This window comes from Bradyrhizobium sp. HKCCYLRH2015 (genome assembly GCF_051168215.1).
In the GTDB taxonomy this organism is placed as follows: domain Bacteria; phylum Pseudomonadota; class Alphaproteobacteria; order Rhizobiales; family Xanthobacteraceae; genus Bradyrhizobium.
Genome location: NZ_JBNPUO010000011.1, coordinates 1 through 26,998, shown reverse-complemented (window position 1 = coordinate 26,998; position 26,998 = coordinate 1). Strand labels below are relative to the sequence as shown.

29 protein-coding genes are annotated in these 26,998 nt (G+C 64.8%); 8 read left to right on the top strand and 21 right to left on the bottom strand.

The window, feature by feature from the left end:
- Nucleotides 1-114: 114 nt before the first annotated feature.
- The 4 genes from phnE (ACQR1H_RS26825) to phnC all read right to left on the bottom strand — a co-directional run bounded on the left by phnE (ACQR1H_RS26825) (nt 115) and on the right by phnC (nt 3,731).
- Nucleotides 115-963 carry a phosphonate ABC transporter, permease protein PhnE gene (phnE, locus tag ACQR1H_RS26825; protein ID WP_316180162.1) on the bottom strand — a complete coding sequence of 283 codons (849 nt, stop codon included), beginning with the start codon at nt 961-963 and terminating at the stop codon, nt 115-117.
- Complete coding sequence (phnE, locus tag ACQR1H_RS26820; protein ID WP_316216980.1) at nt 963-1,847, bottom strand: phosphonate ABC transporter, permease protein PhnE; 885 nt, start codon at nt 1,845-1,847, stop codon at nt 963-965. The genes phnE (ACQR1H_RS26825) and phnE (ACQR1H_RS26820) overlap by 1 nt, the downstream gene beginning before the upstream one ends.
- Before the next feature lie 73 nt (nt 1,848-1,920).
- Nucleotides 1,921-2,850 (bottom strand): phosphonate ABC transporter substrate-binding protein, encoded by a 930-nt coding sequence (gene phnD, locus ACQR1H_RS26815; RefSeq protein WP_315803642.1) that lies wholly within the window; start codon nt 2,848-2,850, stop codon nt 1,921-1,923.
- A gap of 71 nt (nt 2,851-2,921) precedes the next feature.
- Complete coding sequence (gene phnC / locus ACQR1H_RS26810) at nt 2,922-3,731, bottom strand: phosphonate ABC transporter ATP-binding protein (protein ID WP_434837740.1); 810 nt, start codon at nt 3,729-3,731, stop codon at nt 2,922-2,924.
- A gap of 175 nt (nt 3,732-3,906) precedes the next feature.
- On the opposite strand from phnC, the gene ACQR1H_RS26805 reads away from it, so the two are divergent.
- From ACQR1H_RS26805 to ACQR1H_RS26795, 3 genes are read left to right on the top strand one after another with little or no spacing between them, the layout of a single operon-like run.
- Nucleotides 3,907-4,569 carry a DapH/DapD/GlmU-related protein gene (locus ACQR1H_RS26805; RefSeq protein WP_434908447.1) on the top strand — a complete coding sequence of 221 codons (663 nt, stop codon included), beginning with the start codon at nt 3,907-3,909 and terminating at the stop codon, nt 4,567-4,569.
- Entirely contained in the window at nt 4,566-5,750 is a 1,185-nt protein-coding gene (locus ACQR1H_RS26800; RefSeq protein ID WP_434880225.1) for an alpha-D-ribose 1-methylphosphonate 5-triphosphate diphosphatase, read from the top strand. The genes ACQR1H_RS26805 and ACQR1H_RS26800 overlap by 4 nt, the downstream gene beginning before the upstream one ends.
- Before the next feature lie 6 nt (nt 5,751-5,756).
- The gene (locus ACQR1H_RS26795; protein ID WP_434886374.1) at nt 5,757-6,467 is read left to right on the top strand and encodes a DUF1045 domain-containing protein; all 711 of its coding nucleotides are present in this window, start codon (nt 5,757-5,759) and stop codon (nt 6,465-6,467) included.
- A 76-nt stretch (nt 6,468-6,543) separates the two neighbouring features.
- Here the strand turns inward: ACQR1H_RS26795 and ACQR1H_RS26790 are convergent, their stop codons facing one another.
- The 5 genes from ACQR1H_RS26790 to ACQR1H_RS26770 are packed head-to-tail and all read right to left on the bottom strand — an operon-like array spanning nt 6,544 to nt 11,014.
- On the bottom strand, nt 6,544-7,299 hold the full coding sequence (locus ACQR1H_RS26790; protein ID WP_434872634.1) for an SDR family NAD(P)-dependent oxidoreductase: 756 nt from the start codon (nt 7,297-7,299) through the stop codon (nt 6,544-6,546).
- Between the two features lie 29 nt (nt 7,300-7,328).
- Nucleotides 7,329-8,252, bottom strand: a complete 924-nt coding sequence (locus tag ACQR1H_RS26785) for an acetamidase/formamidase family protein (RefSeq protein WP_434908446.1) — start codon at nt 8,250-8,252, stop codon at nt 7,329-7,331.
- A 31-nt stretch (nt 8,253-8,283) separates the two neighbouring features.
- Nucleotides 8,284-9,150, bottom strand: coding sequence for an ABC transporter permease (locus ACQR1H_RS26780; protein ID WP_316238963.1), 867 nt, complete (start codon nt 9,148-9,150; stop codon nt 8,284-8,286).
- Entirely contained in the window at nt 9,147-9,950 is an 804-nt protein-coding gene (locus ACQR1H_RS26775) for an ABC transporter ATP-binding protein (RefSeq protein WP_315803798.1), read from the bottom strand. The genes ACQR1H_RS26780 and ACQR1H_RS26775 overlap by 4 nt, the downstream gene beginning before the upstream one ends.
- A 17-nt stretch (nt 9,951-9,967) precedes the next feature.
- A complete protein-coding gene (locus ACQR1H_RS26770; protein ID WP_316238964.1) occupies nt 9,968-11,014 on the bottom strand; it encodes an ABC transporter substrate-binding protein in 1,047 nt (348 codons plus the stop codon).
- Between the two features lie 587 nt (nt 11,015-11,601).
- Here ACQR1H_RS26770 and ACQR1H_RS26765 point away from each other — a divergent pair.
- From ACQR1H_RS26765 to ACQR1H_RS26750, 4 genes are all read left to right on the top strand, one after another.
- A complete protein-coding gene (locus ACQR1H_RS26765; RefSeq protein ID WP_315713058.1) occupies nt 11,602-12,156 on the top strand; it encodes a peroxiredoxin in 555 nt (184 codons plus the stop codon).
- Nucleotides 12,157-12,158: 2 nt separating this feature from the next.
- On the top strand, nt 12,159-12,704 hold the full coding sequence (locus tag ACQR1H_RS26760) for a carboxymuconolactone decarboxylase family protein (RefSeq protein WP_315803651.1): 546 nt from the start codon (nt 12,159-12,161) through the stop codon (nt 12,702-12,704).
- Nucleotides 12,705-13,207: 503 nt separating this feature from the next.
- Nucleotides 13,208-14,125: a sel1 repeat family protein gene (locus ACQR1H_RS26755; protein WP_315803652.1), complete on the top strand. Its 918-nt coding sequence runs from the start codon at nt 13,208-13,210 to the stop codon at nt 14,123-14,125.
- Nucleotides 14,126-14,231: 106 nt separating this feature from the next.
- On the top strand, nt 14,232-16,574 hold the full coding sequence (locus ACQR1H_RS26750) for an ABC transporter substrate-binding protein (protein ID WP_315803653.1): 2,343 nt from the start codon (nt 14,232-14,234) through the stop codon (nt 16,572-16,574).
- A 13-nt stretch (nt 16,575-16,587) separates the two neighbouring features.
- Here the strand turns inward: ACQR1H_RS26750 and modD are convergent, their stop codons facing one another.
- Nucleotides 16,588-17,463: a ModD protein gene (gene modD, locus ACQR1H_RS26745; protein ID WP_434872635.1), complete on the bottom strand. Its 876-nt coding sequence runs from the start codon at nt 17,461-17,463 to the stop codon at nt 16,588-16,590.
- A gap of 73 nt (nt 17,464-17,536) precedes the next feature.
- On the opposite strand from modD, the gene ACQR1H_RS26740 reads away from it, so the two are divergent.
- The gene (locus ACQR1H_RS26740) at nt 17,537-18,100 is read left to right on the top strand and encodes a DUF2478 domain-containing protein (RefSeq protein ID WP_316180160.1); all 564 of its coding nucleotides are present in this window, start codon (nt 17,537-17,539) and stop codon (nt 18,098-18,100) included.
- 27 nt (nt 18,101-18,127) lie between these two features.
- On the opposite strand, the gene ACQR1H_RS26735 is transcribed toward ACQR1H_RS26740, so the two are convergent.
- The 11 genes from ACQR1H_RS26735 to nifH all read right to left on the bottom strand — a co-directional run.
- Complete coding sequence (locus ACQR1H_RS26735) at nt 18,128-18,334, bottom strand: TOBE domain-containing protein (RefSeq protein WP_315803799.1); 207 nt, start codon at nt 18,332-18,334, stop codon at nt 18,128-18,130.
- 152 nt (nt 18,335-18,486) lie between these two features.
- Nucleotides 18,487-18,783 carry a ferredoxin family protein gene (locus ACQR1H_RS26730; RefSeq protein WP_172112536.1) on the bottom strand — a complete coding sequence of 99 codons (297 nt, stop codon included), beginning with the start codon at nt 18,781-18,783 and terminating at the stop codon, nt 18,487-18,489.
- A gap of 41 nt (nt 18,784-18,824) precedes the next feature.
- Nucleotides 18,825-20,132, bottom strand: a complete 1,308-nt coding sequence (locus ACQR1H_RS26725) for an FAD-dependent monooxygenase (protein ID WP_315803656.1) — start codon at nt 20,130-20,132, stop codon at nt 18,825-18,827.
- Between the two features lie 22 nt (nt 20,133-20,154).
- Nucleotides 20,155-21,261: an electron transfer flavoprotein subunit alpha/FixB family protein gene (locus ACQR1H_RS26720; RefSeq protein ID WP_434886370.1), complete on the bottom strand. Its 1,107-nt coding sequence runs from the start codon at nt 21,259-21,261 to the stop codon at nt 20,155-20,157.
- A gap of 36 nt (nt 21,262-21,297) precedes the next feature.
- Complete coding sequence (locus tag ACQR1H_RS26715; RefSeq protein WP_315803658.1) at nt 21,298-22,143, bottom strand: electron transfer flavoprotein subunit beta/FixA family protein; 846 nt, start codon at nt 22,141-22,143, stop codon at nt 21,298-21,300.
- A gap of 261 nt (nt 22,144-22,404) precedes the next feature.
- Nucleotides 22,405-22,743 (bottom strand): nitrogenase stabilizing/protective protein NifW, encoded by a 339-nt coding sequence (nifW, locus tag ACQR1H_RS26710; protein WP_434837729.1) that lies wholly within the window; start codon nt 22,741-22,743, stop codon nt 22,405-22,407.
- Nucleotides 22,740-23,531, bottom strand: a complete 792-nt coding sequence (cysE, locus tag ACQR1H_RS26705) for a serine O-acetyltransferase (RefSeq protein ID WP_316179965.1) — start codon at nt 23,529-23,531, stop codon at nt 22,740-22,742. The genes nifW and cysE overlap by 4 nt, the downstream gene beginning before the upstream one ends.
- A gap of 2 nt (nt 23,532-23,533) precedes the next feature.
- Entirely contained in the window at nt 23,534-24,673 is a 1,140-nt protein-coding gene (nifV, locus tag ACQR1H_RS26700) for a homocitrate synthase (protein WP_315803661.1), read from the bottom strand.
- A 319-nt stretch (nt 24,674-24,992) separates the two neighbouring features.
- On the bottom strand, nt 24,993-25,487 hold the full coding sequence (irr, locus tag ACQR1H_RS26695) for a Fur family transcriptional regulator Irr (RefSeq protein ID WP_315803662.1): 495 nt from the start codon (nt 25,485-25,487) through the stop codon (nt 24,993-24,995).
- Between the two features lie 17 nt (nt 25,488-25,504).
- On the bottom strand, nt 25,505-26,239 hold the full coding sequence (locus ACQR1H_RS26690) for a nitrogen fixation protein NifQ (protein ID WP_434908445.1): 735 nt from the start codon (nt 26,237-26,239) through the stop codon (nt 25,505-25,507).
- Nucleotides 26,240-26,323: 84 nt separating this feature from the next.
- A partial coding sequence (gene nifH, locus ACQR1H_RS26685) for a nitrogenase reductase (RefSeq protein ID WP_434908444.1) occupies nt 26,324-26,998 on the bottom strand: 675 nt, incomplete at its 5' end.

The window sequence follows — 26,998 nt, the reverse complement described above, 5'->3', positions numbered from 1 at the left end:
TTCCCCTAAAGGCGGCACATGAAGGATTTGCGACACCGGGTGCAGCACACACAGCGGACGCCGCACCCTGATCGTTCGTAGGCAAACGATCGCAACCTTCGGATGCCACGCCGTTCAAGCGATGGCGCGGCGGCCGATGATCGCAAACCGCAGCTTGCCCGAGATCCAGTCGATCGCGGCCACCGCCACCAGGATCATCAGGATCAGGAACGACACCTTCTGCCATTCCAGCACGCGGATCTGTTCGGCGAGTTGCAGCCCGATGCCACCGGCGCCGACGATGCCGATGATCGTCGCCGAGCGCGTGTTGGATTCGATGAAGTAGAGCACCTGCCCGGCAATCACGGGAAGAACCTGCGGCAGCAGGCCGAAGCGGATCTCATGCAGCGGGCTGCCGCCGGCAGCGCGAACGCCCTCGACCTGCCGCCGGTCGGCCCCCTCGATCGCCTCCGAGAACAGCTTGCCCAACGCGCCGAAGTCGGACACGGCAATCGCGAGCACACCGGCGAACGGACCGAGTCCAACGACGTTGATCCAGACGAGCGCCCAGATCAGCGTATCGACGCCGCGGATGCTGTCGAACAGCCGCCGTACCGGAAAGCGGAAGATTGCGGACGGGACGATATTGCGCGCCGCGAGCAGGCTGACGGGCAGCGCGAGCACGGCCGCGAGCATCGTGCCGAGCATGGCAATCGACAGTGTCTCTCCCATCGATTTCAGATAGGTCGGAAGCGATGCACCGGGATCCGGCGGCAGCATCATCAGGGTGATCCAACCGAGTTGACTGATGCCCGCCAACAACCTCGTCGGCGAGAAGCCGAGATCGACGAGCCCGAACACGAAGATCCCCATCGCGGCAACGGCCGCCAGCGGCGTCGCCAGACGGGCGGACGCCGGCCGCTCGAACACGCCTGGGTATCGCGATCGCAGCGCGGCGGTATCGATCTCGTCCAGCTTTCGCATCATGCCCGGCCTTCGCTGCCGAAGAGACGGCTGCGCAGCAGCCCCGTGCCAATGTCGATGACAAACACCGTCAGGATGATCAGAACGAGGATCGCGCTGACGTCGGAATAGTAGAACTTGCGGATCGCGACGACGAGCTCCTGGCCGATGCCACCCGCACCGACGAAGCCCATCACCGACGCCTCGCGGACGTTGATCTCGAACCGCAGCAACGTGTAGCTCGTGTAGCCTGCGACGACCTGTGGCAGGACGGCAAAGCGCATGCAGGACAGCCAGCCGGCACCGGTCGCGCGGACTCCCTCGACCGGCTTCATGTCGACGTTTTCGACGACCTCCGAAAACAGCTTGCCGAGCGCACCGCAGGAGTGGATCGCGATGGCGAATACGCCGGCCATTGGCCCCAATCCGAAGGCCATGACAAAAATCAGAGCGAACACGATGCCCGGCACCGTGCGGGCAAACTCGAGCAGGCGCCGGACCGCGAAGCGCAGCCAGGATGCAGGAGAGGTGTTCTCGGCCGCGAGGAAATTCAATGCAAACGCCAGGACGGCGCCGAGCATGGTTCCGACATAGCTGATCAGGATCGTCTCACCGAGAAGCCGCGTCCATTTGCGCAGGCCCCAGAGCCATTCCGGCAGGTTGGTCCACACGCGGTGTCCGTCGTCGAGCGTGAAGAGCCGGTCGAAATAGCTGAGGAAGTTGCCGAGATAGGTGACGAGCGTTCGGAGGTTGACCTCCGAACCGATGGCTGAAACGAACAGCACGAGGCCGGACGCAACCAGCACGACGACGGCACGCAGACGCTTGCGCGCCACCGCTTTGCGGTAGGCGCGCTGCAAAGGTTCGAGCTGCTGTTCAGGCAGGATGGCGACGGCTGACGACATGTTTGTCGGTGCAAAGCGCAAATAGGCCGGCGGGGCTTCGATGACGCGGTCCCCCGCCGGCCCGGTGCAACGCTTACGAGCCCTTCTTGCGGAGAGAGTCAACGAATTTGATCAGCTCGACAGTCTTGTTGTAGTCCTCCGTCGAGATCGCCTCCCACGGCTTGTTCTTGCCGTCGGACAGCTTGGCGAAGGCTTCCGGATCCTTCTTCGCCGCGTCGAGGAAGGCCTGCTTGATTGCGGCCTTCATGTCGGTTGGCAGGTCGCTGAGATAGGCGTAGGGCGAGTTGATGATCATGTCCGACTTGCCGATGATGCGGAAATCTTCCTTCTTCAGCGGCGTGCCGTCGGCCGACTTCACCATGTTCTTGGTGAGCATGCGGGTCAGGTTGGAGTCATCTCCGTTGTTCCACCAGTTTGCGGCGACGTCGACGGTTCCTTGCGCCAGGGCAAGCACGGCGTTCTCGTGGCTGCCCGTAAAGATGACCTGGGAGAAATAGGTGTCGGGGTCGATGCCCATCTGGCTCATCTTGAAGCGCGGCATGTTGTTGCCAGAGGTCGAGTTCGGGTCCACCAGGCCGAGATTCTTGCCCTTCAGATCCTCGAGCTTCTGGTACGGGCTCTTGGCGAGCACGTAGAACACTGAATAATAGCCCTTCGAGCCGTCCGAGTTGACGTCGATCACGAAAGCGTCCGTCTTTACGCCCGTCACGCGCGCGCGGGCGAAGGAGGCCGGACCATAATAGCCGATGTGAATGTTGCCGGCGCGCTGGCCCTCGATGACCGCGGCGTAGTCATTGGCGACGCGCAGCGTCACCTTGACGCCGAGCTCCTTGGAAAGATAGTTCACGAACGGCGTGTAACGCTCGACGACACCCGAGCCGTTTTCGGCCGGGATCGCGGCAAAGGTGATCTCCGGATATTTGGTTCGCCAGTCCTCGGCCGAGGCGGACGAAGCGAACGACAGAGCGGCCAAACCGGCCAGAATGAGACGACGATTGATCATGGAACGTCCTTCAAGTTTCAGGGGACGATGTCAGGATTGACACGACAGATGCGCCCGCAGCACGCAGGCAATCAGGCGACGGCAACTTTGCCGACAGCCGGAACGGATTCGGGAGCTTTGGGCATTGCCGGCGGCATCACCTCGTCGGCCTCCAGATCGTACAGCTCGCGCGCGATCTGGCCGGTGAGCGCCGCCGGCAGATCGTCGAACACGACCCGACCATTCGCCATTCCGATCAATCGGTCGCAATAGCTGCGCGCCAGATCGAGCGAGTGCAGATTGCAGATCACGGTGATGCCGAAATGCTTGTTGATGCGCAGCAGCGCGTCCATGACGATCTTGGTGTTGCGCGGATCGAGCGAGGCGATCGGCTCATCGGCCAAGATGATTTCCGGATTCTGGACCAGCGCGCGCGCGATCGCGACGCGCTGCTGCTGCCCGCCCGAAAGCTGATCGGCGCGCTGCGCGGCGAGGGAGGCCATGTCGAACTGCTCGAGCGCGGACAGCGCCATGGCAACATCCGCCGCCGGCCAGAGCTGCGCCAGAGAGCGCCACGACGGGATTTCGGCGAGTCGCCCCATCAGGACGTTCGTGAGCACGTCCAATCGGCCGACCAGATTGAACTGCTGGAAGATCATCGCCGAGCGCGCGCGCCACTGCCGCAGGTCGCGGCCGCGCAGCGCCGTCACATCGAGATCCTTGAAGAAAATGCGGCCGCCGCTCACAGGACTCAGGCGATTGATGGACCGCAGCAGGGTCGACTTGCCCGCGCCGGAACGCCCGATCACGCCGACGAAGCTGCCGGGTGCAACAGAGAAGGACGCATTGTCGACCGCGGCTTTCATGCCAAAACGGCACGTCAGGCCATCCACCACCAGCATTGAATTCTCCAGACGCCTCGCTTTGGCCTATCGCTAACGTCTGGATTCTACAGTTATGTGACAGCAACACTGCGGCGCCACATCCGTCCACATGCCGGTCGGCAGTCATGTAGATGTCACGCATCTGTCATAGGGGAGACCCAACACCTTCACAGGCGTAGAGACAGGACGCGAGATGGCCGGCAAGCTGCTTTCGATTGAACCTACCGTTGACCCTTCGGCCAAGCTCCAGGACGTGACGCTCGGCGCCTATTGCGAGATAGGCGCCCGCACCATCCTGCAGGAGGTGACGATGGGCGACTACTCCTACGTGGTCAACGATTCCCAGATCACCTACACGACGATCGGCAAGTTCTGCTCGATCGCGGCGATGACCCGGATCAACCCGGGCAACCACCCGATGCAGCGGGCGACGCAGGCCCATTTCACCTATCGCGCCAGCGCCTATTTTCCAGGCGAGCCCGACGATGCCGAGTTCTTCGCCTGGCGGCGAGAGCATCATGTCCGGATCGGACACGACGTCTGGATCGGCCATGGCGCGATCGTGCTGCCGGGCCGCAACATCGGCACCGGCGCGGTCGTGGCGGCTGGCGCCATCGTCACCAAGGACGTTCCGGCCTATACCATCGTCGCCGGCAATCCGGCGCGCCCGATCAAGCGCCGGTTTCCGCGCGAGGTCGAGCAGCGGCTGCTGGATCTGGCGTGGTGGGATTGGAAGCACGAGGCGCTGCGCGCGGCGCTGCCCGATTTCCGCAAGCTCGAGATCACCGCGTTCCTGGATAAATACGAGGCCGCTCTCGACGCCCTCGTCCCGGTACGGCAGAGTGCCGCCCCATGACCGATATCTCAATCTCGCGGGGCCGCTGCCTCGTCGACACCGACCTCGCGGACACCTCCTTGATCATATCCGGCGACGTCATCGCCGGCATCGGGACACCGGGATGCCGGTCGGGTCTCGAACTCGATGCGGAGGGGCTCACCGTGCTCCCCGGCATCGTCGACATCCACGGTGATGCGTTCGAGCGCCAGATGATGCCGCGGGCCGGGGTCGATTTCCCGACCGACGTCGCGCTGATCGACAGCGACCGCCAGGCCGTCAGCAATGGCATCACCACGGTCTTCCACGCAACGACCTGGTCATGGGAGCCGGGCCTGCGCAGCGCCGACAATGCGCGGCGGCTGCTCGAATCGATCGAAGCGCTGCGCCCGCAGCTCGCGGCCGACACGCGCTTTCATCTGCGCCACGAGACCTTCAATCTCGACGACGAGGAGGAAATCGGCCAGTGGCTCGCCGATCGGCGCGTCGACCTGTTCGCCTTCAACGATCACATGGACTCGACGGTCGCGAGCCTGGACACGCCGCACAAGCGCCAGCGCATGGTCGACCGCACCGGCCTGCCCGGCGCGGAGTTCGACCGGCTGGTCGCGCGCATCGCCTCTCGCGCGGATGCCGTTCCAGCCTCGATCGCGCGGCTGGCCGACATCGCACGCAAGGCTGGCGTCCGCATGCTGTCGCACGACGACGACAGCCCGGCCATGCGCAAGGCGTTTCGCAGCCAGGGCGTGACCATCGCGGAATTTCCGGTCAACGAGGAGACTGCGCGCGAGGCCGCTCAGGGCGGAGACGCGATCGTCTTCGGCGCGCCCAACGTCGTTCGGGGCGGCAGCCATACCGGGTGGACGCGAGCCAGCGACATGATCGCCAAGGGCCTCTGCTCGGTGCTGGCCTCCGACTACTACTATCCAGCGCCGCTGCTGGCGGCGTATCGGCTCGCGGCCGACGGCGTTCTGCCGCTGGCACGCGCCTGGGATCTGATCTCGGGCGGCCCCGCACGCGCGGCCGGACTGGCGGACCGCGGGACGCTGGCCGAAGGCCGCCGCGCCGACGTCATTCTGGTCGATGACCGCGTGCCGTTGCGCCCCCGCGTCGTCGCCGTCATCGCGTCCGGCCGGCTGGTCTATCTGGCCGAGACCCATCGGCTGAACGCAGTGCCCGTGCGCACCATCGCGGCGGAGTAGCAGATCATGGTCGATGCGCCCCGCTACGCGATCTACTACGCCCCGGCGGCGACGACGGGCTTGGCCGGATTCGGCGCGAGCCTGCTGGGTTACGACGCCTGGAGCGGCGACGAGCCGAGCTTTCCGGAAGAAGTCGTTCGCGCGGTTCCCGACTGGGCCGAGCTGAGCGCGGACCCGCGCAAATATGGCTTCCACGCCACTTTGAAGGCGCCGTTCGAACTGGCCGATGCGCAGAGCGAAGCCTCGCTCCGCGACGCCTGTGCGGAGTTCGCGGCAAGGCCGCGCGCCATTCCGATCATTCGTCCCATCGTGGACTCGATCAGCGGCTTCGTCGCGATGATCCCTGGCGAGCCCTCGCCGGCGATGCAACAGCTCGCAGCCGATTGTGTCCGGACGTTCGAGCCGTTTCGCGCGCCGATGACCGCCGAGGACCGTGCACGGCGCAAGCCGGACCTGCTGACACCACGACAGCGCGATCATCTCGATCGCTGGGGCTATCCCTATGTCATGGAGGATTTCCGCTTCCACATGACGCTGACCTGCCGGCTGTCCGACGAACGACGCCGGCCGATCCTGACGATGATGCAGCAGAGATTTGCGGCGCTGTCGCTGACAGAGCTCCGGATCGACCGGATCGTGTTGTTCCGCCAGCCCAACGCCCGCCAGCGGTTCGGCATCATCGGAGACTGGCCGCTCACGGCCGTCCAGCGCATCTAGGGACGTCGGTTCGGCATGGCCGCATGGTGCGGCCGCGCCTGCCGGTCGAACAGCGCGACCGGCAATCTCGTCGGACCTACACCGCCTTCGTCAGGGCGCCATCGATGATCAGATTGGTTCCCGAAATGCGGCTTGCGAGCGGGCTTGCGAGCATCACGACGCCGTAGGCCACCTCCTGGGCTGTTCCCATGCGCCCCGTCGGATTCAAGCCCATTGCGGTCTTGAACAGGTCAGGCGATCCATTCTCGATGTTCTGCCAGATGCCGCCCTCGAAATAGGTGTTGCCCGGCGACACCGCGTTGACGCGAATGCCCTTGCCGACCAGTTGATGCGCGAGGCCCTTGGCGTAATGGATCAGCGCGCCCTTGATCGCACCATAGGATCCGGCGGCGAAATCGACTTCAAAGCCCGACACGCTGGAGATGATGACGATCGAGGCCGACTTCGACTGCTCCAGGTAAGGAATGGCTGCCGCGATCGCGTTGACCGTATGCATCATGTCGGTGCGAAAGGACTTCTCCCAGGTCTCCGGAGAGTCGCCCACGGCGAGCGCACTGACGTTGCAGACCACGCAATCGATCGCGCCCAGCTCCCTTGCCGCGCCGTCGACCCAGCCCTTCAGCGCCACGGGATCGGCGACGTCGATGCCCTGCCCCCACGCCTTCACGCCTTTCGACGCAAGTGTCGTCACGACCTTGCCGACTGCGTCGCCGTCGCGCGCACAGATCGCGACACCGGCGCCTTCCTCGGCGAACAATTCCGCGATCGCAAGGCCAATACCCTTGCTGCCGCCCGTCACCAGCACGCTCTGGCCGGCCAATCCCAGATCCATGATCGTCTCCTTTCAATCAGTTTCGGTTTTCAACCGTGATAGCCGGCGAGCAGAGCCTTGTTGACCTTGCAGATGTAGGTGTATTTCGGATTGACCACCTGGGTGCAGCGCGCCTCGGCGACCTGGCCGAGCAGCATGTAGGCCTCCGGCGCCGGAATCCTCCAATCGTCCTCCAGCCAGTTGATCATCTCCTCGAACGCGATCCGCATCGCGTCCTCGAGCGGGCGCGCGCAGCCCAGCGTGCAGATGTGCGTCGGCGTCTCGATTCGCGGATGGTTCAGCCGCGCCGGCGCCTTGTCCAACGACACCTTCACGGTGAGGTTCGCGGCGATCTCGATCGCGCCCATGCCGTTGGCTTCGCCGTCGCCCTGGATGGCGTGGCAATCGCCGAGGAAGAGATGCGCGCCGTCCTTGTTGACGCGGAAGAACACCGAGTTGCCGGAGGTGATCTCCTGAACGTCGAGATTGCCACCATGCGGCCCGTTGTCCACCGTCAGCACCGCGCCATGCACCGGCGCGACCCCGGCAACGCCGATCATCGGCCGGACCGGAAGCTTCACATGCTCGTTCCACAGCACGTGGCCGTCCTCGACCGCGACGACGCGGGTCTGGATGCCGAACTCCTTGCGCCGGACCCAGTCCGGAAACATGCCGATGCCCGGCCACAGCGCGGTGAAGCCGAGCCGGTCGAGCTCCATGTCAATGATGTCGAGCCGCAACATGTCGCCAGGCTTCGCGCCGCGCACCTCGATCGGGCCAGTCGCACCGTTGACGTAGGGCAGCGTCACGTCGCTCTCGACCAGTTGCTGGCCGAGCGCGCGGATGGTTCCGTCGTTGACATTGATCGCGCATTCGACGACGAAGATCTCACCGGGATCGACGGTCGCGATGAACTCATTGTCGCCCGACAGCGCGTATTTGATGTTGCCGGCCTTGCCGATGCGCTTTAACATGATCACTCCTGCTATCTCCAACGTCGTTGCATCATCGCGGCTGCCGCCGCCACGGCATCAGCAGCCGCTCGATCTTGCCGACCGCAAAAGTCAGAACCAGCGCCAGCGCGATCGTCGCAACCAGCGCGGCGAACACCTTCGGAATGATGTAGAGCGACCCGGCCTTGAAGATGGCGTGCCCCAGCCCTTCGGAGGAGGACATGAACTCGCCGACGATCGCGCCGATCAGGGCAAAGCCGACGGTGAGCTTCAGCCCCGCGAAGATGTCCGTCAGCGACGCCGGCACCACCAGCTTGCGGAATATCTGGAACTTGGACGCGCCGAGAGTGCGGAACAAATTGATCTGGTCGGGATCGACGCCGGTGGCACCCTTGTACGAGGTCACCAGCGCGACGATCACGACCGACAAAGTCGACATCGCGACCTTCGAGATCAGCCCGGTGCCGAACCAGATGATGATGATCGGCGCGAGCGCGATGATCGGAATCGAGCCGAGCGCAATCACGAACGGCTCGACCACGCGCGAGACGAAGCGCGAATACCACAGCGACAGTCCGATCAATGTGCCGATGCAGTTGCCGACGAAGAAGCCGAGCAGCGTCTCCAGCCCGGTGACGGAGGTGTCGCGCCACAGGCTGCCGTCATAGGCCATCTGCGAGAGAAACTTGAGGATGGCGGACGGCGAGCCGAACATGAAGGCGGCAGCCTTGTTCTGCCCGGTCGCATATTCCCAGAAGGCGAGGAAGGCCGCCAGGACGAGAAGCTGGGTGACGAGCACGGCAAGCGTGGTGCGCAGATGCAGCCATCGCCGCCCACGTGTCGGCGCCCGAACCGCCCGTGCCTCGGAGACCGGTGTCGGTGCCGAGCGGACCGGCGGCGCGTCGATGTCGGCGGTCATTGCAGCACCACGTCGAGATCGGCCCAAATGCTGCGGACGTAGTCACTGAAGCCTGGCGTCTGCCGCACCGAGATCACGTCGCGGCGCTCGCTGCCGAGCGCAATGTCGTAGACCGCCTTGATCTGCGTCGGCCGCTTCGACAGCACGATCACCCGGTCGGCGAGTGACACCGCCTCCTCGATGTCGTGGGTGATCAGCAGCAGCGAACGGCGCCCCTGCCGGACCAGGCCCACCGTGTCGTTCTCGATCAGGAGCTTGCTTTGGAAATCCAGCGCGGCGAACGGCTCGTCGAGCAGCAGCACGTCGGGCTCATTGACCAGCGTGCGCGCGAGCGCCACCCGCTGGCGCATGCCACCGGACAGGGTCGCGGGATAGTGGTCGGCAAAGCCGTGCAGCCCGAGCTGGTCGAGCAAGGCCCGGCAGCGGTCCTCCGCTTCGGCGGCCGGAACGCCATGTATCTCGAGTCCCAGCATGGTGTTGCTGAGCGCGGTCCGCCACGGCAGCAGCAGATCCTTCTGCAACATGTAGCCGACATTCTGCGGTTGGCCGGCGACCTCGCGGCCGTGCCAGCGGATGCGGCCGGCATCCGGCGCCAACAATCCGCACAGCGTGTTCAGGAGCGTCGTCTTCCCGCAACCGGACGGGCCGACGATGCTGACGATCTCCCCCTCTCGCAATGTCAGGCTGAGATCGCCGATCACCGGCACCACGCGGCCGCCGTCAAGCTCGTAGCTCTTGGCAACATGCTCGACGACGAGCGGCGGCGCAGGCGCTGCGATGGCGCCCGGCGCGGCCTGCATCATGCCGGTCACCTCGGTCATTTGAGGCTGGCGATCGCCTTCTCTGCGAAGGAGTTGTCGATGATCTGATCGAACGGCACCGAGCCCTTGGCGTTGCCGAGATAGACCTGCATTTCCATCAGGTTCGCCCACTGGTCCGTCTTGGTGATCACCGACTGCGCCGGAATGAGATATTTCAGCTCGGCGTCGATCGCCTTGTCGACGACCTCGCCGGGCAGGTCCGGGAACTCCTTGCGTGCGACTTCCTTGGAGAAAGCGGGGTCGGCGTAGGTCTTGCGCGAGGCTTCCTCGAACGAGGTCACCAGCGCCTGCACCATCTCGGGATCCTTCTGGATCGTGGTCGGCAGCACCATGATCCCCGTATTGCAGAACGGACCGATGTAGTTCGAGAAGTCGAACACCACCTTGGCGCCCTGCGCCTCCGCCGCGGCGACGCTGGGCTGATAGGCGATCGCGATGTCGGCCTGGCCCGCCAGCATCGCGGCGATTTCGGTGCCGGGGTTGACGGGGACGATGGTCGCATCGACGCCGACCTTCAGTCCCGCTTTCTCCAGAAGGCGCTTCGCCACGCTGTAGTTGGTGTTCGGCTCGGGCGAGGTCACGATCTTGAGGCCCTTGAACGCTTTGGGATCGGTGATCGGCTCGAGTGTCTTGGAGACGCCGAAATAGTGCGCCCTCTGCACCACCGTCCCGACCACCACGCCAGGACCGCCGTTCTCACGCGAGATCTGTGCCATGGTCGCGTCGCCGATGGCAAAATCAGCCGAGCCGCCGAGCACTGCGGCGAAGGTCTGGGTGTCGCCGCCGGCGGCGCTCACCTGCATGTCCAGACCGTTCTTCTTGAAGATCCCGGCGTGCATGCCGACGTAGAGATTGATGTAGCCGAGATTGTGCACGGCCTCGCTGAAGCGCACCGTCTTCAGGCCCGCCGCCGTCGCGCTCCTGGCTCCGAGCAGCGAGGATGCTCCCCATCCTGCCGCGAGCGCGGCTGAGGTCGCCAGAAATCGTCGTCGGTCGATCGACAGGCTCGCGCTTGCATTTGATGCCGAGACAGTTTCGCTCATGGTGATGAACTCCTCCCAGGCCAATGAAAATCTGCGAGGAGACTATGGTCGGGTCGTCGTGCAGCAAGGCGAAATAACAGACGCGATTTGCTGAAAAGCTGACAACACTGTGCGCTGTGCGACACCTTGCGCCGTGCCGCGCCGTGATCTGCCGACGGCTTGTCGCCTTGCTGCCGCTTCAGGAGTCGCCGTGGTCAAACGTGCATCGCAACAAAGGCGATAATGTCAATTTTGCCACTTGGGCCGCACAAAGAAATTGCACGTCGGCCGCCGGCTCGACCGTCAATACGAGGTCGCGCGGCGCCCAGACCAGGCGGGACGTCAACCTCCTGTTGCCGAGACAACGATGCGTGCCCTCCGGCTGCCGCCGCTCAATGTCGGACCACCATGTCGCGAAGCCGACGTTCGAAACCGCCCAAGCGGGCGGCATCTGCAAGCTCCCCGCCGCCATGTCCTCGCATTTGCAGCATGGCGCCGCCGAGTGTCGGTTTTTCGACAATCCCCTGATACTAAAAACGAATGGCATATCGCTTGCAATGCACAATGCGCCTCGCTATTGCAGCGCAATAATTTTCTTGGAGTGCAAAATGCTCGGAATTGGAAGCAAGCTGCCATCGTTTGAAATCGTCGGCGTGAAACCCGGCTTTCATCTGCAGGAGGAGAAGGGCGAGAGCGCCTTCGAGACCCTGACCGAGACCAGCTTCCCTGGAAAGTGGAAGATCATCTTCTTCTATCCGAAGGATTTCACTTTCGTCTGTCCGACCGAGATTGCCGAGTTCGCGCGCCTGGCGAAGGACTTCGCGGACCGCGATGCCGTGGTGCTCGGCGGCTCGACCGACAACGAGTTCTGCAAGCTCGCCTGGCGCCGCGACCACAAGGATCTGCACAAACTGCCGATCTGGCAGTTCGCCGACACCAAGGGCGCATTGGTCGACGGCCTCGGCGTTCGTTCGCCGGATGGCGTCGCCTACCGCTACACCTTCATCGTCGATCCCGACAACACCATCCAGCACGTCTATGCGACCAACCTCAATGTCGGCCGCGCTCCGAAGGATACGCTGCGCGTGCTCGACGCGCTGCAGACCGACGAGCTCTGCCCGTGCAATCGCGAAGTCGGCGGCGAGACCCTGAAGGTCGCCTGATCATGTCGATCGAGCAGTTGAAGGACCAGATCCCGGACTTCGCCAAGGATGTCAGGCTCAATCTGTCATCCATGGCGTCCGACGAGACGCTGTCGCCGCAGGCCAAATATGGCCTGTTCGTCGCCTGCGCGATTGCGACTCGCAATCCGAGCGTCGTTGCGGCCTTCGAATCGGTTGCGGCCACACAGCTGTCGCCCGCCGCTTTGGCGGCGGCGAAATCGGCCGCCGCGATCATGGCCATGAACAACGTCTACTACCGCTTCGTGCACCTTGCCTCGAACAAGGAGTACGCGACGATGCCGGCCCGGCTGCGGATGAACGTCATCGCCAACCCAGGCATCGACAAGGCCGATTTCGAGCTGTGGTCGCTCGCGGTGTCCGCCATCAACGGCTGCGGCACCTGCATCGATTCGCATGAGAAGGTCCTGCAGGATGCGGGCGTGCCCGCGGCCACGATCCAGACCGCCGTCCGCTTTGCCGCCATCATCCAGTCGGTTGCCGTTGCGATCGAAGCCGCTTGTGTGTCCGTCGCGCTGGCGGCGGAGTAAAAATCGATCGGATATGTGAATGCGGCCGGCATTGTCCGGCCGCATTTGTTTTTCCCCACCTCTCGCCTAAGTTGCAGAATTTCCTGGCGCGCCTGCAACTCCTCGGCCCGCTAAGCCCCTGACCTCGCGGCAAAGTCGAGAGGATTGCGGCATCCAGATACTCCACCCGATCTTTCTGCAAAGCGCAGAACTCGCCCCCGGTCTCGCGCATCGCGAGCAATCACCGATGCGGCGCGCCGGGAAATTTCCATCAAATAGCCTTACCTGCTCACCCTTCCCGACAAGAACATTGATCAGCTTAGGGACCAAGCAACATCGATTGTGACCAGGGCGCGCGAAAACAATGGCGTGCATGTCGGAAGGAAACCGGACCTGTCGGTCTCGACGGAAGCGTTGATGCAATGTCCCCGATGTCGCATCATGTGCGCTTCGGTTGGACCGCGCGCGCCCGACGTCCTGAAGCTATCTCCCACGACCCGTTCGTCGGAGACAGGAGGCTAGTGATGAGTGCTCCAGATCAGAACGATCCGGCGAAGCCAGCGCCGCCCTGGGCGAGCGAAGAGCTCCGCAGATATGCGCCGCGCCGCCGCCAGACGGAGGCCGGCCCGACGACGTTCGATCCGCCTGCCGACGGCGTGCCCCTGCCGCATCATCTGGTGTCCCGGCCAAGCTCCCTGCCGGCGCGGCCGGCGGCCCTTGACCTCGACGATGAGGAGGTGCATCGCGCCTGGAGCGCGAAGCTCGATCCCGTCGTGATGCCGCTGCCGCCGGAGGATCCGGACAAATCGTTCCGGCTGGGCAGCATCATCAAGATCGGTGCCGCCGTCGGCATCGCGGCCTCCATCGCCATGATGGTGGTCAACATGGTCTCCTTCGAGAATGGCGGGCCGACACCGGGCAGCAAGAGCCCGATCATGCCGACCGCCGTGCTGGAAAGCCTGGCCCAGATCGATCCCGCGGAAGCCAAGGTTGCCCAGGAAGATCCCCCGCAGACGGTCGCCGCGCTCGCGGCTCCCAGCAGTACAGAACTGGCGATGCGGCCATGGCCCTCGACGCCGACGTCGCCAGCGCCGGCCGCCGCAGCGCCGGCGGTCTCCCCTCCCTCCCCTGCGCTGCCGATGGCCTCGCCCCGCCCGACCGTTCCGCTGCCGCGAGACGAGGTCGACGGGCTGATGAAGCGCGGACGCGACCTGCTCGCCGCGGGCGACGTCGCCAGCGCGCGGCTGATTCTGACGCGGCTTTCCGACGCCGGCATTGCGGACGCTTCCCTCCTGCTCGCGCGCACCTACGACCCGGCCGAACTGACGAAATCACGGTTGCTCGGTGCCGTTCCCGACGCAGCCAAGGCGCGGGCCTGGTATCTCAGGGCTGCGGAGCAAGGATCGCCGGAAGCCAGCCGACGCATCTCGGCTGCACGCTAACGCATCAATCTCGGAGCGCTCGAGACGCGACCCGGACCGCTCCCGGCGAGACGGGCGGCCGCGATCTGCTGCGCTCGAGAACCACATATCGATGGGAGGACTGGTGATGCAGGGCATCCATGCTGCAGCTCGCGCCTGCTTGGCCGCTAGATGGAGCCGACGTCGCAAACCACGGGATGCAACGAACAGCCGCTCTCGAACAGCTGCATGCCTCGTCCTGGCTCTGTCCGCAACATTGGCGCTGGCCGGGCATCGAGCGGTCGCCGCCGACAACGAGATTCGCATCGGCAACACCATGCCCTATAGCGGCCCGGCTCTCGCCTATGGTGTCATCGGCAAGACGATCGCGGCCTACTTCAACAAGATCAATTCCGAGGGCGGCATCAACGGCCGGCGCATCAACTTCATTTCCTACGACGACGGCTATGCGCCGCAGAGGACGGTGGAGATGACGCGCAAGCTCGTCGAGGAGGACAACGTCCTGCTGATGTTTGCGAGCCTGGGCACGGCCCCCAACCTGGCGGTGCGCCCTTATCTCAACGCCAACAAAGTCCCGCAATTGTTCGTGGCATCCGGCTCCTCGCAATGGGACCAGCCGCACGACTTTCCGTGGACCATGGGCTTTCAGCCAAGCTACCAGGCCGAGGCGCACGTCTATGCCCAGTACCTGCTGGAGACCCACAGCCGCGGCAAGATCGCGATTCTCTATCAGGACGACGATTTCGGAAGGGACTACGTCAAGGGATTGAAGGACGGCCTGGGCGGCAAGCTTCCGATCGTCGCGGAAGCCGGCTACAAGGTGACGGACGCCAACGTCAATCAGCAGATCGCCACGCTGAAGGCCTCCGGCGCCGACATCTTCTTCGACGTGACCACACCCAAATTTGCCGTGATGGCGATCCGCCGCGCGGCCGAGCTCGGCTGGCATCCGGACCACATCATCTCGACAGTCTCGGAATCGGTCTCCGCCGTGATGCAGCCGGCCGGCCTGCAGAATGCCGAAGGCATCCTGTCCGCGGGCTACTACTACGAGGGCGAGGAGGCCGCGGCGGCGGGCGATCCATCCTACCGCGAATGGTCCGCCTTCATGGACCGCTATCTGCCGGACGTACCGAGAAGCAATGGTCTTGCGACCTTCGGCTACCTCGCGGCAAACGCGATGGTCGCGGTGTTGCGGAGTTGCGGCGACGACCTGTCGCGCGACAACATCATGAAGCAGGCGGCATCCCTGAAGAGCCTCAAATTGCCGATGCTGACGCCCGGCATCACCGTCAACACCAGCCCCCATGATCACGCGCCGCTGGAGCAGATGCAGATGATGCAGTTCACCGGCGGGAAGTGGCAGCGCTTCGGTCCGGTGCGGAGCGGTATCGATCCCGGCAGTGTCAGCGATTCCTTCAAGACCATTTTCCGTTACGGTACGGCGAAGCGCGATCTGGCCAACCAGCTGAATGCCAATACCGTCACGCTGATGACCGGCTCGTTCGGCAGCACCTATGCCAACATGGGTGCGGACCTCGCATCGGCGCTCGACAAGGGGACGGAGCTGCGCATCCTTCCCGTGATCGGCCGCGGCTCGGTGCAATCGGTCGCCGACATCCTGCTGCTGCGCGGCGTCGACGCCGGCATCATCCGCAAGGACACCCTGGCCTTTCTCGAGCGCAAGGACTTCGCCAACAACATCCGCGAGCAACTGGTCTATGTCACCAAGCTGTTCAACGAGGAGATGCACGTGCTGGCGCCGAGATCTATCACCAGCCTGAGCGAGCTTGACGGCAAGACCATCGCCGTCGACCTGCCCGACGGCGGCACCTTCGTCACCTCGATCAACGTGTTCGAGCGCCTCGGGATCAGGCCGCATCTGCTCTATATCGAACCGCGGCTGGCGCTGGATATGCTGCGCAAGGGCGACATCGACGCGATCATCACGGTCGAGGGCAAGCCGGTGCAATGGCTGAGCCAGGTCAACGATCCCAATCTGCACCTGGTGCCCGTCGACTACGACAAGGCTCTGCACGACGACTACCTGCCGGCGCAATTGTCCGCCGAGGACTATCCGAACCTCGTCGGCGCCTCGGCGCCGGTGAACACGATCGCGGCCGAGGCCGTGCTGGCGTCGTTCAACTGGCCGGCCGGCAGCGACCGTCACCGCCGGCTGTCTCTGCTGGTCGAAGCCTTCTTCAGCAACATGCAGGCGCTGCAACGGCCGCCATACCACCCGAAATGGCAGGAGGTGGCGCCGCTGGCGCCGATCGCGGGCTGGACAAGATTCAAGACGGCACAGGACTGGCTCGATCGCAATACGCCGCCTCCCCAGATGCTGGGGGCGAATGCACAGGTCAACGATATGCAGGCGAGCGGCGTTTCAGCCGATCCCCGGTTGTTCCGTGAATTCATGGAATGGCGAGCCAACCGCCAGAAGCGCGCTGCGCCGCGGCACCCACAGTAGCCAGGTCGTGCGGTCAAGCCGCGGCTGAGGTAGGGCTGATCCGCACCTGCACGTCGCAGGGACGTGCGAGGTAGGGCGCCGAGGTGACCAGCACGTCCGCGCCCGCCGCAGCATAGGCGGCGGCGTTCTGCGCATTCACGCCCCCCGCGGCCGCAATGATCGGCCGACGCTGTAGCGCCGCGCTGATGGCGATCCGCTCCGCCAGCGTAGCGATCTGGGCAGGCAGAAATTTCTCGGCCTGGATCACGTCGAAGCCGGCCACGGCGGCGGCGACCGCCTGCTCGACCGTGGTGACCTCGATCACGATCCGCTTCTCCGGCGCGCTCCGCCGCAACCGCTCCGCGACGTCGGCAAGCGACGCATCGCCGAGAAACGCCCGGTGCTCCGGAAAGACCAGCACGGTCTCCGACAGGCCGAGCCGATGCATCACCGCGCCGCCAGCCTTCACCGCGGCGACGGCGAACGGCTTGGTGCCGGGGACGTTCTTACGCGTGCAGGCGACCGCAATGCCCGGCCTGATCGCCCGCGCCGCGCCGACGATCGCAGCCGCCCCGGTCGCGACGCCGGACCAGATCTCGATGAGCGTCTGCGCCACCTTCCAGCTCCGCAACAGGCCTGCCGCCGCGCCGTCTGCACGGAGGATCGGAGCCCCCTCCTCCAGCACCGTTCCGCTGCCGGCGAACAGTTCGACATGGCAGCCCGTGAGCTCGATCAACGCCGCCGCATCCTCGGCCAATGCCAGCACCATGCGGCCGCGCGCAGCGAAGTGCATCAGGCCCGGCTCGGCGCCGATCCCGAGCGTCTCCGTCGTCAGGTCGCCATAGGGGACATCGTCGCGGAGCAGCGCTTCGAGATCATTGTGCTTAGCGATGGTCGGCGCGCGCGACATCTGCTCTTTCTCCACAGGCTGCATCCTCTATATAAACCCTGGTCGCTGCCCGTCTCCGATCGCCAGGCCCCGCATGATCCCGCACGATCTTCCTGCCCCCGTTGAGCTCAATCAGCCCCGTCTCGCCGCGATTCTCTATGGACCGGGCGACGATGCCGATGCCTTGCTGGACGCCTTTGCCCAGGAGCTGCTGCGACGGGGCGTCCGGGTCGGCGGCATCGTTCAGCGCAATACGAGAGACGAGGTCGGCAAGAAAAGCGGAATGGACGTGATCGATCTCGGCAATGGCGACACGATCTCGATCTGCCAGGACCTCGGCGCCGGATCGACGGCCTGCAAGCTCGACACCGCGGGCCTTGCCGAAGCCGGCATGGCCGTTCACCGCGCGATCGCAGCCCATGCCGACCTCATCGTGATCAACAAGTTCTCCAAGCAGGAGGCTGCGGGAAGCGGGTTGCGCGGCGAGCTGGCCGACGCGATCACCTCGGGCATTCCGGTACTGACGGCCGTGCCGCAGAAATGCATCGACGACTGGCGGAGCTTTGCGGGCGACTTCGGCACGCTGCTGCAGCCGTCACGTTCGGCGATGGAAACCTGGTGGCTCGGCCTGCGCGCCCGCCACGCATCGACCGGCTGATCGGCGCAACAATTCGGCGCCATGTTCCTATTTGCCGATCATCACATCCGACGACTTGATGACGGCGGAGACGCTGTCGCCGACGGCAAGCGCGAGCTCCTCCACCGCCTCGTTGGTGATTGCCGAGAAGACCGTGAGTCCCGGGGCGAGCTCCACCTTGACGTGGGCGGTGGTCGCTCCCTTTTCAACCGAGATGATCCGTCCCGGCAAGACGTTTCGTGCGCTCAGCTTCACGTGCTGTTCCTCATCGATTGCAGCTTCGTTGCTGCCCCAGCATGTAAGCAGAACGTGGGCCCGAACTCAATGACCTATATCAAGAACGATATAGGATTGATGATCCGGCACCGGTTTGCGGCGCCTCGTCGACCTGCGCGATCCGACGGGCATCAGCCGAACTTGAACAGCACGCCGTAGCCGCCGCGCGGATAGCTCCACTCGATGTCGCCGCTGGCCTCGCCGATGACCCGGCAGGTGCCGCATTCGATGCAGCCGTCGACCGTGATCTCGACCTGGCCCTTGTCGTTGAGCTCGTAGCAGCGTGCCGGGCAGGCCTTGAGAAGCGCCTTCAACTGCGGCGTCGGCGTCGTATGCGGACGGACCTTGATATGAGCCCGGCCGGGATCGACCTGATAGCGATTGTAGAACAGCTTGTCTTCGACCCTGACTGCGACGTCCGTGCTCATGTCTGATCTCCCTCGCTTAAGCTGTCTCGTTTATTCACCAATCATCGCCACGCCCGGGCAAACCTGAAGGCGTCGCCGAACAGGCCGGTCCATGACCTTGCATTCACGAAGGAGCGCACGGTGCTGCTCTCTTTCTCCTTCTTCGGCGTCCCGTCGACGCGCACGAAGTTCTGCATCGCCTTGGAGACGAGCTGCGGATAGGTCAGGAAGAAGTTCTGCGACTGGTTGTGCAGCAGCGCCGGCATGTCCTTGTATTTCTTCAGATCCTTGATGACGAAGGAGTCCTCCAGCATCTTCTTGTAGAGCGCGAGGTTCTCCTTGGTCATCGGATCACGGCGCGACTTCACCTGGAAGATCGCCTCGGCCGCGATGCGCCCTGAGGTCATCGCGAGATTGGAGCCCTCGCGGTGAACGGCGTTGTTGAGCTGGGCGGCATCGCCGACCACGACCCAGCCATCGCCGCAGAGCTGCGGGATCGCGTTGTAGCCGCCTTCGGGAATGAGATGCGCCGAGTACTCCTTGACTTCCGAGCCCTCGATCAGCGGCGCCACCGACGGATGCTGCTTGAACCGCTCGAGCAGGCCGTAGGGCGTCTCGCCGGTCTTCTGGAAGTCGGAGACGAGGCAGCCGATGCCGAGCGAAATGCACTCCTTGTTGGAGTAGATGAAGCCCATGCCGGTCATGCCGCGTGAGATCGTACCGACGGCCTCGATGACGGCGCCCTCGTCGCCCTTCAGGTTGAAGCGCGCCTCGATCGTTTCGCGCGGCAGGAAGTGCATCTCCTTGACCGCGAGCGCGACGTTCTCCGGCTTCGGCCGCTCGCGCAGGCCGGCGCGGCTCCCGAGCAGGCCGTTGACGCCCTCCGCCAGCACGACGACGTCGGCATGGATCTCACCATCGCGTCGATCGGTCCTGACGCCGATCACCTTGCCATAGGCGTCCTGCGCCAGCTCGGTGACGGTGGTCTCGCACAGCACGGTGGCGCCGGCTTCCTTGACCTTGGACGAGAACCACTTGTCGAACTGGGCACGGATGATGGTGTAGCGGTTCGGCTTCTCCTCGTTGAAGTCGTCCGACTTGTAGTGCAGGCCGACATGCGACTTGTCGTCGAGCATCCAGAAGCGCTGCTCGACCAGATGGCGTTCGAGCGGCGCTTCCTCGCGGAAGTCCGGAATCAGCTTCTCCAGCATGTCGGCGTAGAGGATCGCGCCCTGCACGTTCTTCGAGCCGGAATACTCGCCGCGCTCGAGCTGCAGCACTTTCATGCCGCGCTGAGCCATGGTCAGCGCAGCCGCATTGCCGGCCATGCCGGCACCCACGACGATCGCGTCGAAACGTTCCTCGATCATTGCCCTGCTCCCTCTCTGGTGCCTAGCTTGCGATGCGATCGCGCGAATGCGGCGACAGACGCGCACGGAATGCCTCCGTCAGCGCAGGCAGCAGCCGGATCGCGTCGGTGACGATGCCGACATGCGCGAAGTCGAAGATCGGCGCGTTCTTGTCGGTGTTGATGGCGACGATCAGATCGGCGCCCTCGACACCGACCCGATGCTGAATCGCGCCGGAAATGCCTGCGGCAATATACAGCTTGGGCCGGATGGTCTTGCCGGTCTGGCCGATCTGCCGATCCGAGGACACCCAGCCCTTCTGCACCAGCGGCCGGGAGCAGCCGAATTCGGCGCCGAGCACCGACGCGAGTCCCTTGACGAGCTGGAAATTCTCCGGCGAGCCGAGCCCGAGCCCGCCGGCCACGACGATGTCGGCATAGGCGAGATTGGACTTGGCGGAATCGCGATCCGGAATGAAGGACAGCACCTTGGTGACGATGTCCTCCTCGACGAGACCGAGCTTGTGCTCGATGACGCGGCTCGCGGGCCTCTCGACGCGGTCCGGCATCGGCATCACCCGTGGGCGGACGGTCGCCATCTGCGGCCGGTAGTTCAGCGTGTAGATCGTGCAGAGCAGCGAGCCGCCGAAGGTCGGCCGCGTCGCGGCCAGGGAGCCGTCGGCATCGACGTCGAGCTCGGTGCAGTCGGCGGTCAGACCGGTGAGCAGGGTCGTCGCGACGGAGCCCGCGAGGTCGCGGCCGAGCGTGGTGGCGCCGAGCAGCAGGATCTCCGGCTTGAAGGTGTTGACGACGTCGGTCAGTGCCTTGGTATAGGCTTCGTTGCGATAGTCGGTAAGAACGCCGTCCGCGACGATGTAGGCGAGATCGGCGCCATAGCAGAACGACTCCGCGGCAGCGTGCCGCACGGCTTCTCCGGGAGGACCGATCACCACGGCCGCCAGATCGACCTTCAGCTTGTCGGCGAGCTTGCGGCCGGCGCCCATCAGCTCCCAGGACACCGGGTGAACCTGGCCCCGCTCCTGCTCGATGAACACCCAGACGTGCTTGTAGGCCTTGAAATGCTCCGGCAGCTCCTTCTTGGTCGCGGCGCGACCGGCTGCGGCGGGCGGTGCTTTGGTGGGTTCGCTCATGATCGTCGTCCCTTGGTCCGTCAAAAGCCGTCTGGATCAGAAGCCGTGTGCTGACGTCGTCAGCTCGGCTTCGAGCTTCGGCTGCCGCTTGAACAATTCCTCGATCAGCGCGTCGGCCGGCGCGCGGTTCGAGAAGTCGACCATGGTCGCCTTCTCCGCCCGGGCCGACGGCGCGAAGACCCGCTTCACGATGGTCGGCGAGCCCTTCAGGCCGCACTTCGAGATGTCCTCGACGCCGGCGTCCTTGGCGCTCCAGGTCACGATCTGAGCGCGCGCCGCACGGAGCGCATCGGCCATGGCGCCGCGGCGGATCTCGTTGGTCGCCTCCAGCATCGTCACCAGGCACGGCAGCCTGGTCTTCAGCACCTGAACGCCGCCCTCGGAGCGACGCTCGGCTTCGATGGTGCGCGCGACGGGATCGACCTCGTTGATCTTCGCCACATAGGTCAGTTGCAGCAGGCCCAGACGCTTGGCGATGCCCGGGCCGACCTGCGCGGTGTCGCCGTCGATCGTCTGCTTGCCGGTGAACACGATGTCCGGCGCTCCGAAGGTCTCGCTGATCTTGCGAATGGCTGTCGCCAGCGCATAGGTGGTCGCCAGCGTATCGGCGCCGGCAAAGAAGCGATCGGTCAGCAGCACGGCGCGGTCGGCGCCGTAGGTCAGTGCCCGGCGCAGCGAGTCTTCGGCGGACGGCGGCCCCATCGTCAGCACCGTCACCTCGCCGCCGAACTTGTCGCGCAGTTGCAGCGCCGCCTCGAGCGCGAACAGATCGTAGGGGTTGATGATGGTCGGCACACCCTGGCGCATGATGGTGTTGGTCACCGGATGAACGCGGATCTGCGCGGAGTCCGGAACCTGCTTGATGCAGACGACGATATGCATGCGATCACTCCGGGTGTGTAGGCCTGCGATCAGGACAGCAATTGTCGTACCAGTTTCGGCCGCGATGATTATCGGCACGGATTCAACACCTTGGCGCATGAACCTGAACTGCTTCTGAGAACTCGCCGCCGAGGTCCGACACGTCGCAAGCAACACGCGTCGGGAATGCGACAGGACTTTGAGAGCGCACCGCTCGCCTGAAAGCAGAAGCGCCGCCAGTGGTGCTGGCGGCGCTTCTGGGAGCGATCGTTAGTTCATGCGTTACTTGAGCGTCGTCAGCGACACGAATGGCTTGGGAGCCGGCTTCGGCGGCGCCACCGCCTCCTTGAGCACCTTGAACACCCGCTGATCGAGCGGCGTCGAGACGAGGAAGTCCTGATAGGCCTGCTCGAGGTACGACTTGCAGCGGGCTGCGACATCCTCGCTGGATACGCCGGAGAAGTCCTCGCTGACGAGGTACTGCCCCATCCGGCGGAGAATATGCAGCCGGCAGACATTGAGGATCTTGGGATCGTAGTCGACACCGAGCAGCTTGAAGAATTCCTCGGCAGCAGAGGTCTGCTTCAGTTCGTCCAGAACGTTCGGCGTTGCCACAGTCATTGCTTTGCTCCTTGACTCGAAATCGGATCAACCTCGCACAACGAGGTCGGCGCCGGAGGCGGCGGTCCCTGGCGCACCTTCTGTCTGATGTGAGCGAGCTGCGCTTCGAGAAACTCGATCCGGTCCAGCATCACGGAAAGGGCCTCACCGACCGGATCAGGCATCAGATGATGATCCAGATCGATGCGTCCGACGGTCCGCCGATGGGTGAATTCAGGCCGCACCACCTTGGCAGGGATGCCGACCACGGTGACGTCGGGCGGCGTGCTCTGGATGACGACGGAGTTGGCACCGACGCGGGTCCGCGGACCGATCGTGATCGGGCCGAGAATCTTGGCGCCGGCGCCGACGACGACACCGCTGTCCAGCGTCGGATGCCGCTTGCCTGGCGACCACGACGTGCCGCCCAGGGTGACGCCGTGATAGAGCGTGACATCATCGCCGATCTCGGCAGTTTCACCGATCACGACGCAGGCCCCATGATCGATGAAGAAGCGGCGGCCGATCTCGGCGCCCGGATGAATGTCGACATTCGACAGGAAGCGTCCGAGCCACGACAACAAGCGTGCCGGAAAACGCCAGCCGCGAATCCACAGCCGATGCGCCAGGCGGTGCCAGATCAGCGCGTGAATGCCGGGATAGGTCAGCAGGGTCTCGATTTCGCTGCGCGCCGCCGGATCGCGCGAGCGGACACAGCCAATGTCTTCGCGGATCAGGCGGAGCAGCGAGGGCGGGCTCGCCTCGACGACGATCGGCTTGGCAATGGGGGTATCGACGATGTCGCTCATGATCAGGCAAAGCTCGCCAGCGGGTGATCGCAGACTTCGCGCCAGATGGCCGCAACGGCCTCTTTCGGCACCGGCCCCTTGTGAACGACGGCATGCCTGCGCACGCGCGCCAGGATGTGCCGAGCCTGGTCGGCGCTCGCCGGCAGGCGCAGATCCGACAGCAGCGAGGTGATCGCCGACAGCCCGGAATGCTTCCCGATCACGATCCGGTTGGAGCGGCCGAACAGCACCGGATCGAGCGCCTGGTAGGTGCGCTGATCCTTCAGCAGGCCATCGACGTGAATGCCGGATTCATGGGTGAAGACGTGCTCGCCGACGATGGCCTTGTTGAGTGGAATGGCGCGCGCCGCAGCGGCCGCCACGACATTGGCGACGTGATCGAGTTCGGCCAGCACGATGCCGGTCTCGCGCCGGTAGAGCTGCCGCAGCGCGACCGCGACCTCCTCCAGCGGAGCATTGCCGGCGCGCTCGCCGAGGCCGATCACGGTGACCGATGCATGGGTCGCGCCCGCCTTGACCGCCGCCAGCGTGTTGGCGGTGGCAAGACCGAGATCGTCATGGCCGTGAAACTCGATCTCCAGGTCCGTGGTCGCGCGCAAGGCGCCGACCAGAGCTGACGTCGCGTCCGGATCGAGCACGCTCAGCGTATCGGCGACGCGGAAGCGCCGGGCGCCGACCGACTTTGCGGTCGCGATCACCTCGGCGAGAAAGCCGACATCGGCGCGCGAGGAATCCTCACCGCCGACGGCAACGGCCAGTCCGCGGCTCCGCGCATAGCCGACCACGCGCTTGAGCAGTTCCAGCGCGGCACTGCGGCTGCCGCCGAGCTTGGCGGCGATCTGCACGTCGGATGTCGGGATGGAGACATTCACCATCGAGACGCCGGCCGCGATCGCCGCATCGACATCCGCCTCGCGCATCCGGCACCAGCCGATGATGGTCGCGGGCAGACTGGCCTCGACGATCGCCCTGATGGCAGCGATCTCGTCGGCCCCCATTGCCGGCGTGCCGGCCTCGATCTCGGGAACGCCGGCTCGCGCCAGCGCACGGGCGATCGCGACCTTCTCTCCGAGAGCGAAGGCGACGCCCGGCGCCTGCTCGCCGTCGCGGAGCGTGGTATCGTTGAGGATGACCCGGGGCATCGGGCTCCCCGAGACCGCGCTCCCGTTGGCAGAGCCGGCATCTCGGGCATTCCTGGACCCGCGCTGTCCGGAGACGTCTGGCATTCACTCGCTCCGTCGCAACCTGTGTGTGGCCGCCAGAAGCACGACGCTCCGTTGCGGCCTGCCATTCACTCAGCAACGGCCATGCCACCGCCGGACACCACGCCAACCAATTGAATATCCGATTGTTTTTCCAACGTCCCGGATTGTCGGATTCGTGACAGCGTCGGACATCGAACGTCGACGCGGAGAGACATGCCAGCGCCGCGCCTGGACCGCGCGGCGACCAAGGCTGCCGTCAGGCGTGGCGCCTGCGGCGCAGGTGGATGACGATGTCGATCCGCTCCATGCCGTAGCCCGGCAGCGGCTCGGGCAACTGCTCGAACGCGACCTGTTCGGGCACGTCGACGAGCTCGCCTTCGTCCTCATAGAAGAAGTGCGGATGCACGGTCGTATTGGTGTCGAAGAATGATTTCGAGCCGTCCACGCCGATCTGCCGCAGCAGTCCGAGCTCCACGAACTGGTTGAGGGTGTTGTAGATGGTGGCCTGCGAGATCTTCATGCCCGAAGCAACGGCAGCGGCATAGAGCGCGTCGGCGGTGATGTGGCGGTCGCCGCCGCCGAACAGAATCCGGCTCAGTTGCTGACGCTGCTGGGTAGGACGCAACCCGGCCCGACGCAGCGCGTCCTCGCATCGACGCATCAGGATCTCGCCAGCTTCGCAAGTCTCCGCCTGGGGACAACGTCCGCTGTCGGAGTTGCACGGGAATCCAAGCTGGCTGTCCAACAACATCGTCACGGTCCTCGAACTCACATCGCGGCGCCCGCCGCCTCCTGCAGCGCCACCTCGCGTCGCCGCTCGGCCATCCGGCTCTCGCCGCTCTCCTCGCCAAAACAAACTTCGAAGTCGTTGCACTGGGTACAGACCGGCGTCGTGCACATCACGAAGCCATCGTCCTCGCACAGCATGCGGTAGAAGAAGCGCTTCCAGCGCATGTTTCTGGCGTTGCGGCTCGCCAGCGGCGCGAAGTGGCGCATCAGCAGCCGCGACAGCTCGGACCGCTCGCGCAGGCCCAGGTCTTCCCAGAGATGGTTGGGCTCCATCGCGCGACGCGCCACCATGGCCGCGAGCCAGCGGCCGACCTCGCCGTCCGTGGAGCGCTGCGCGGCGAGCAGATCGCGGACCATCGTGATCTCGTCGTCGTCTGGCGCGGCCACGGCCCCGGTGAACGGCAGCCATGAGGAGTCGATCGAGGCTGCCGGAAACAACTGCGCCAGCAGCGCGATCAGCTCGACGGTCGAAAGCCCGGCGCGCTCCGCCAATACGCCGTGCTCCATCGCCGCGACAGAGAGGATCGATGCGATGACGTGACGGTCGAAGCCGATGTCGCTGTCGATCAGCGCGTCCTCGGGATCGACGCCGGTCAGCAGGCGGTAAATCTCGCGGCCGTGATGCCGCTTGTCCTCTTCGAACGAGCCGTTGCGCGGCGACTTTTGCAGGCCGACAGCAACGGATTCCGAGACGCCCACGATTGCGATGGTCATAGCGCGATCCCCTGCCGCCATGTCGACGGGACATGCGATGAGGTACCGGCCTTCCGACGGGAGGAAGGCCGGTACCAAGACTGCTTAAGCCGTTGCGGCGAGATCGGCGGCAGTCTTTCCGATTTGGCTCTCGTCCACGGCCTTCATGATGCCGTGCTCCATCAGCATGTCCTCGAGCTCGTCCATCGTGATCGGCGTCGGGATGATGCCCTTGCCGCCGTTGTTGTGGATCTTCTGAGCCAGCGAGCGGTAGTGGCCGGCCTGGACCGAGTCCGGCGCGTATTCCAGCACGGTCATGCGACGCAGCTCGGCGTGCTGCACGATGTTGTCGCGCGGCACGAAGTAGATCAGCTGCGTGCCGAGCTTCTTGGCCAGCGCCTCGGCAAGCTCCAGCTCCTTGTCGGTCTGGCGCTCGTTGCAGACCAGGCCGCCTAGGCGCACGCCGCCGGAGTTCGCATACTTCAGAATGCCCTTCGAGATGTTGTTGGCGGCATACATCGCCATCATCTCGCCGGACATCACGATGTAGATCTCCTGCGCCTTGTTCTCGCGGATCGGCATCGCGAAGCCGCCGCACACCACGTCGCCCAGCACGTCGTAGGACACGTAGTCGATGTCCTCATAGGCGCCGTTCTCCTCGAGGAAGTTGATCGAGGTGATGACGCCGCGGCCGGCGCAGCCGACGCCCGGCTCCGGACCGCCGGACTCGACGCAGCGGATGTCGCGATAGCCGACCTTCATGACCTCCTCGATCTCGAG